The sequence below is a fragment of the Methanobrevibacter sp. genome (genome assembly GCF_017940815.1).
Lineage (GTDB): Archaea > Methanobacteriota > Methanobacteria > Methanobacteriales > Methanobacteriaceae > Methanocatella.
On record NZ_JAGAXX010000040.1, the window covers coordinates 23,761 to 30,098 of the forward strand.

8 protein-coding genes are annotated in these 6,338 nt (G+C 35.1%); 2 read left to right on the forward strand and 6 right to left on the reverse strand.

The annotated features are described in order from the left end of the window. Nucleotides 1–103 precede the first annotated feature (103 nt). Complete coding sequence (locus tag ILA26_RS05155; protein ID WP_292894897.1) at nt 104–1,531, forward strand: CpaF family protein; 1,428 nt, start codon at nt 104–106, stop codon at nt 1,529–1,531. Between the two features lie 4 nt (nt 1,532–1,535). After that, nucleotides 1,536–2,447 carry a type II secretion system F family protein gene (locus ILA26_RS05160; RefSeq protein ID WP_292894900.1) on the forward strand — a complete coding sequence of 304 codons (912 nt, stop codon included), beginning with the start codon at nt 1,536–1,538 and terminating at the stop codon, nt 2,445–2,447. Nucleotides 2,448–2,461: 14 nt separating this feature from the next. Here the strand turns inward: ILA26_RS05160 and ILA26_RS05165 are convergent, their stop codons facing one another. From ILA26_RS05165 to ILA26_RS05190, 6 genes are all read right to left on the reverse strand, one after another. After that, nucleotides 2,462–3,181: a DUF4012 domain-containing protein gene (locus ILA26_RS05165; RefSeq protein ID WP_292894902.1), complete on the reverse strand. Its 720-nt coding sequence runs from the start codon at nt 3,179–3,181 to the stop codon at nt 2,462–2,464. A gap of 972 nt (nt 3,182–4,153) precedes the next feature. Further along, complete coding sequence (locus ILA26_RS05170) at nt 4,154–4,423, reverse strand: elongation factor 1-beta (RefSeq protein WP_292894905.1); 270 nt, start codon at nt 4,421–4,423, stop codon at nt 4,154–4,156. A 20-nt stretch (nt 4,424–4,443) separates the two neighbouring features. After that, nucleotides 4,444–4,605, reverse strand: a complete 162-nt coding sequence (locus tag ILA26_RS05175; protein ID WP_292605920.1) for a zinc finger domain-containing protein — start codon at nt 4,603–4,605, stop codon at nt 4,444–4,446. 1 nt (nt 4,606) lies between these two features. After that, on the reverse strand, nt 4,607–5,281 hold the full coding sequence (locus ILA26_RS05180) for a delta 1-pyrroline-5-carboxylate synthetase (protein ID WP_292894908.1): 675 nt from the start codon (nt 5,279–5,281) through the stop codon (nt 4,607–4,609). A gap of 38 nt (nt 5,282–5,319) precedes the next feature. Continuing rightward, nucleotides 5,320–5,658, reverse strand: a complete 339-nt coding sequence (gene pth2, locus ILA26_RS05185; protein ID WP_292894912.1) for an aminoacyl-tRNA hydrolase — start codon at nt 5,656–5,658, stop codon at nt 5,320–5,322. A gap of 105 nt (nt 5,659–5,763) precedes the next feature. Beyond that, nucleotides 5,764–6,338: hypothetical protein (locus ILA26_RS05190; RefSeq protein ID WP_292894910.1), on the reverse strand; the 575-nt coding region annotated here is incomplete at its 5' end.

A 6,338-nucleotide genomic window follows, 5' to 3' on the forward strand; every position in this document is an offset into this window, starting at 1 on the left:
TATTGATTTGACGTGGTTATAATGCTTTCAAAAGTAATAAAAAGTATATAAATTAGTAATACTAATTAGAATACACTAACTAAAAATCGCCATTGGTGAAAATATGAACAATAATGAGATAATACCGCAATATGAGATATCCAGACAAAATTACACACCTGAGGAAAAAATTCTTTTAGGAGAAATTCGTGAAAACCTTGTTGATTTAGCCATGTCAACCGGAGAAAATCTACAGATAGATGACGGAAAGCTATTAAATGACATCAGGAACTTTCTATTTTTGAGATTCCAGGAGGAAGGGCAAAATATCAACGTCTCAAAACAATATTTAGACCACCTATCCCAAAAGTTTCTCAGAGACATAAACGGATACGGAGAAATAGACCCATTAATCCAAGACGATGACCTGGAGGAAATCATGGTAATCGGAACAAACAAGCCAATCTTTGTCTATCACAGAAAATACGGAATGATGAAAACCAACATACAATTTAATGATGAACAAGAGATTAGGGAGCTAATTGACTCAATAGCAAGACAAATCAACAGAAGAATAGACCAGGAAACACCAATCCTAGATGGGAGATTGCGTGACGGGTCCAGAGTGAATGCCACAATACCTCCAGTTTCAGCAGACGGCCCATCACTTACAATCCGTAAATTCAAAAGAGACCCATTGACAATTATTGACCTTATAAACTCCAAGACATTGTCTGTAGAATTATCGGCATTTCTATGGTTGTGCATTGATGGACTCGGAGTAAAGTCTGCCAATGCAATAATCTCCGGAGGAACAAGTTCGGGAAAAACAACAACACTAAATGCTCTTTCAGCCTTCATCAATCCAAAAGAAAGAATCATCACAATCGAAGACACCCTCGAACTTCAAATTCCACACGAACATGTAATCAGAATGGAAACCCGTCCAGCCAACGTTGAAAACAAGGGCGAATTGACAATGAATGACCTTGTAAAAAACTCATTAAGGCAACGCCCTGACAGAATCATTGTAGGTGAGGTGAGGGCAGACGAGGCAATCACATTATTCACCGCATTGAACACAGGACATTCAGGTTTTGGAACACTTCATTCGAATGACGCCAGAGAAACCATCACAAGACTGACAAATTCCCCCATGTCTGTTCCGAAAATAATGATTCAAGCAATTGATTTCATCATCATGCAAAACAGAATTTATACCCCTTCAGGAGTGTCCTTTAGAAGGGTCAGCGAAGTTGCAGAAGTGGTGGGAATGGAAGAGGGAACCGTTCAGTTAAATAAAATTTTCCAATGGAACCCCGAACGCGATACCATTGAAAACATAGGCATCACCAGCCAAACATTATTGCAAATCGCAAATTTAAGCGGATACAGCATCAACGACCTGTATAATGAAATAGACAACAGAAAATTAGTTTTAAGGCATATGTTAAATCACAACATTCGTTCCGTGAATGAAGTGAACGGCATGCTGGAACTTTACTACACCCACCCCGAAAAAGTCCTAAACAAGATCATTCTAGACAGGTGATTTGATGTTTGAAAGCTTCTTTATACTGATTGGAGAAATCTCCTTGTCACTTTTAAATTCTTTCAAAAGCATTTCATTCCAGAATATTAAAAAAAATGAAAAAGAATCCTCAAAAATCAACTCCAAAATATTGACAAAACTAAATCTTGAAATAGAACCTCAGAAATTAACTAAAAACTCAAGCAAAAACGATAAACTGAGAGAAGTCCTTCTAAGCCACATATTAAAAAAACATGTCATCTTCGTGCTATTGGCGATTGGGACAATATTAGGTTTTTTAGTAAATCTGGAGATATCCGGAATATATATTGTGACCATTATAATGGTTTACATCTTCACTTTATATTATCCTCAAATCAAAGAGCAGAGAAGTTACTCAGATTTAAATCAGGAGCTGCCTTATGCATTGAGGCATATGGGAATCGAATTAAAATCGGGAAAGGGATTGCATGACACATTAGTGACAATTAAAAATGCCAATTACGGATCCATTTCTAAAGAGTTCACAAGGGTCCTTGAAGAAATTAGATACGGAAAGACAACCGAGGAATCATTACTTGCAATGAGCCACAGAGTAAAATCAGACGGCTTATCACGTTCGGTCCATCAGATAATTGGTACGTTAAGGGTCGGAGGAAATCTTGCAAATAGCCTGGACATCATCGCTGAAGACATTTCATTTGACATGAGAATTCGTTTAAAAGAGTATTCTCAAAAGTTAAATTCATTTATTCTAATCTATACATTCCTAGCCATTTTAGCACCGGTGATAAGTCTAATCATGTTAATGGCCGGTTCGACAGTGATGGGAGACATAATACCTCCAGACATGCTATTTGTGATTTATACAATATTTTTCCCAATGGTTGTGATGTTTATGGGATTGTTCATCAAAAAACTAGAACCAAAAATTTAAAAAAAAGAGATTAGTTAGAAAATTGATCCAAGTCCCTTTGAAGCAATTAATCCAACAAAATCTCCTTCATTATCCATGATGATGTTTCCTTTAGAATATTGATCAATAGCGGCATTTATCATGGCAGATTTGGTGTTAGGGTTGCTTGCTGCAGCATTTGCAGCTGCTTTAACTATGCTTATTACCGCATCTCCCCGGGATACGCCATTGCCCCAATCTTCTTCACGGATAATGTCAATACCGCTTGCATTTGTTAGTTTGCCATTGACTTTCAATGGTCCTGCTGCAGACAGTATCGCATCTAATGCCTCACTATTTATTGCAATGACAGAATCAACAGATTCATTGGTTTGATATTCCACTATTTCCTTTGCAAGTTGCATCCCCTTATTGTTATCTGCATCCCAGAAAGCATCGTGTAAAAGCAAGGATGATCCGGCACCTTGTTGTTGTGCTTCCTGAGGTTCAGAGGCAGTCGGGTGTGTTAAACCACCAGGATAAACAGGAGTGTAATTCTTAATAACCCCATTTTCCAAATTGATAATGAATGCCATATCACAAGCGCCCATACCCGGCCTATCTTCACCCTCATCAATTGCACATACAAGGATATTTTTATCTCCTTTAACCAAATCGGATTGATTTCCAATGAATAGTGCACCAGCGATTATTGCCACTAATCCAATAATAACAACAACCAATATTGCAATAAGAAGTCTTTTTCGCCTATCCATATTGCTCACCTCATATCTTTAAAAGTGAGTAAATATTTTTTAATCATTATACTTAAAGATTATTAAAAAAAGATAAGCTAGAAATAAAAAAAAGAAATTAATGATACTTACATGCACAAAAGAAACACCAAATTTTTTTGAAAAATATTTTTCTTCGTTAAACCTTTGGTTGCGGTGGATATCCTGCAGATTTGTTTTTGTTTGCTGCCAATGGCCCCAAGCACATTAAGAATCCATGAAATTATGAAAGAATAAGATAAATAGGTGAAATTAAATATGATGAACATATTTAATTTCGTGAGAGTAGTTATATGCTTTTTTTATTAAATTAGAAAGAGAGTAACTAATTTAATAATAATCGGAGTGTAGTAATATGGTTTATTGAAAACCATACCAGCAATCAAAAATTAGATTTTTAGGTAGACCTAATTTTTATCACCATGTAAAATGTTGTTGTCCAAAGTATATAAATGTTTCTAATTTTTTAGGTGAACCTAAAAATTATTGATCGAAAAACATGAGTGAAATAAACAAAAAAAATTAAGAAAAATAGATAAAATTGGTGTTTATTTTGAGGAGAGTTAAACACCAACGAAGATTATTTGGAAATTTTGGCAGATTAAATTTCCATTTTGTATTAAACTAGAAAATTGTGGAAAGCTAATTTAATACATATTTATATTTTGGAGATTGTATTATTATTGACTAATAATATGTTTTGTTAAAGTGAAAAATTTAGGCATGCCTAAATATATGTCACTTGTATTAAAGTTTGTTTTCATAGTATATAAAGGTTTCTATAATTTTTAGGTAAACCTAAATTTTAACTATGGAACACGTAACTTAACACGTGTTATATAACAGGTTGTATAAAGTAATATATAAATGTTTTGCAAAAATTTAGTTAAATCAAAAAAAATAGAAAAGTAGAGTTATATTGAATAACTCGAATAGATTCTCAAAAAAGAGAACTTACATTAATCTTCCAACGCCAGTAATTTCGATACTAGCTACGCCTTCAATAGCTTGAACCATTTCTTCAACAGGTTCAGATCCACCTTCACCGTCATCAGTGATGAATTTGAAGACAATTGCTACTAAACCGAATGCAATAGGTTCTTCGGAAATTTCGTGGATTTCTGCACCTTCAGGCATGGAACTTTCGATAGCTGCTTTAATAGTATCTAAATCGATTTCCGGACTGTCAGGCATGATTTTCATAGTGGTTAATACTTCACCCATTCTAATTCCTCCATTTATACTTATGGTCCTTCGAAACCACATTCACATTTGTAAGCGTGGCCAAAGGTACGGCATTTTTCACATCTTGCTATTTTTGCTCCACAAATTGGGCATTCGAATTCAACGAATGGTCCAGTTAATGGAATTTCTTGTTTACATGAAATACATTCTACTTCTTTCATCTTAATCACCTATGATATGTGTGTAATCGAAGTTATAATCATTTATACTATCATCAATTAAAGATAAAATCCTTTCCGGATATTTACCGTTCACAACATAACAATCAGACCCGAACTCTAATAAAAGAGATGGTAACATTACATCAATCGATGACTCTTGAAAAGTTAGTAATGTTTTTGCATCGATTTTACTTATGAATGTTGAACCTGGCTCTTTCGGTTCTTGGGTATATATACCATTTACATTTGTTACTATTAAAAGGTTTGCATTTAGAAGGTGTGAAACATATGCTGCTATCGAATCCGAAGTCACATCCCAACTGCATTCAAAAGGATCCTCTTCCCTTAAGAACTTGGAAACTGCAAAGATTGGAGTGAAACCCTCTTCAGATATCTTTTCAACCTCTTCAATCGAATAGGCAAGTTTTGCAGATTCGACCTTATCATTTACGAGCTTGGCTATTATGTCCATGCAATCGATGGCAGTCCAGTGATTTGCCTCTTCGGAAAAATTCATTTCACTGTCATATTTGCGAATTAGATTGGCAAACTCTCCGCCACCTAAAATAATTAATGAACCGGTGTTTTCCAATTGCCTTGCCAACTCAACTGCATGATTTGGAAAGAGACTTCCCCCAATTTTTACAACCTGTTTTATGATATTAATCACACCCATGTTTAATTAAAAATAGCTATCACCAAATGATAGTCTCATCATAAAAGTTTCAAATCCCCAGTCACTTCGTCAATTATTTCATCTTCATCAGGACCAAGTGCCAAAACTGTAACGCTTGATGTAGGTATCTGGGTCCTTCCAGCATCAACCACCAAATAATTGGCAATTCCCTTTTCATCAGCGACCTTTTTGAGTTCAGTCAACTCCTCTAAAGTTTTAACTTTAAGGACGACCTTGGCATAAGCTTCCCTTTCCCATTTCCTTATCTTATCAGAAGGGGATTTTTTGTAAGCTCCAATAGAACCATGACAACATTGAGCTGCGATTTTTCCCTTACGCATTTTTAAATCAGTTCTTACAATCATTACCTGTTTCATTTTAATCAATAATAGATATTAAATTAATAAATAAAAAGTTTTTTGAAAATCTAAAAATAAAAAAATAAGACAAATGAACCTAATCATTTATCCAATATTCATCAGCTATAATTTGAAATAAACCAATACGATTGCTATAATTACAATTATCACACCCACACCCATTAGGATAATCATGGAGTTATCCGGTCCATTATTAGATGTTATTCCTGAAAGGTTTGTGTTATTGGTGATATTGGTATTATTTGTCACATTGTTAGTTTGATTTGTTATGTTTAGCCCATCACCGTTTGCATCAGCATCTCCTGATGAAACTGAACTGCTACTGTAGGTCGGCTGAGGGGATGAATAAGAACTGGATCCTGAACTAGAAGACCTGTAACCGGTGCTACTTGAAGAACGATATCCGGTAGAACTAGAACTGCTTCCAGTAGAACTAGAAGAGCTTGAAGAACTAGACGAATCTGAACTTGAAGAACTGGATGAAGAATCAGAACTAGCTGGACTGGAAGATGACGAATCAGCACTAGAAGAGCTTGAGGATGAAGAATCAGAACTAGATGAACTAGATGAATCTGAAGTTCCGGCATCACCAGACTCCGCAAAAACAACACCACAAGCAGAAACTACAATAACCAATATTAAAAATATGCTTAAAAGTTTATTGATTTTCATTAAAC

Excerpts from the sequence above, each read along its gene's own strand:
- ILA26_RS05155 (WP_292894897.1), top strand. The coding sequence starts at position 104 with ATGAACAATAATGAGATAATACCGCAATATGAGATATCCAGACAAAAT.
- ILA26_RS05160 (WP_292894900.1), top strand. The coding sequence starts at position 1,536 with ATGTTTGAAAGCTTCTTTATACTGATTGGAGAAATCTCCTTGTCACTT.
- ILA26_RS05165 (WP_292894902.1), bottom strand. The coding sequence starts at position 3,181 with ATGGATAGGCGAAAAAGACTTCTTATTGCAATATTGGTTGTTGTTATT.
- ILA26_RS05170 (WP_292894905.1), bottom strand. The coding sequence starts at position 4,423 with ATGGGTGAAGTATTAACCACTATGAAAATCATGCCTGACAGTCCGGAA.
- ILA26_RS05175 (WP_292605920.1), bottom strand. The coding sequence starts at position 4,605 with ATGAAAGAAGTAGAATGTATTTCATGTAAACAAGAAATTCCATTAACT.
- ILA26_RS05180 (WP_292894908.1), bottom strand. The coding sequence starts at position 5,281 with ATGGGTGTGATTAATATCATAAAACAGGTTGTAAAAATTGGGGGAAGT.
- pth2 (WP_292894912.1), bottom strand. The coding sequence starts at position 5,658 with ATGAAACAGGTAATGATTGTAAGAACTGATTTAAAAATGCGTAAGGGA.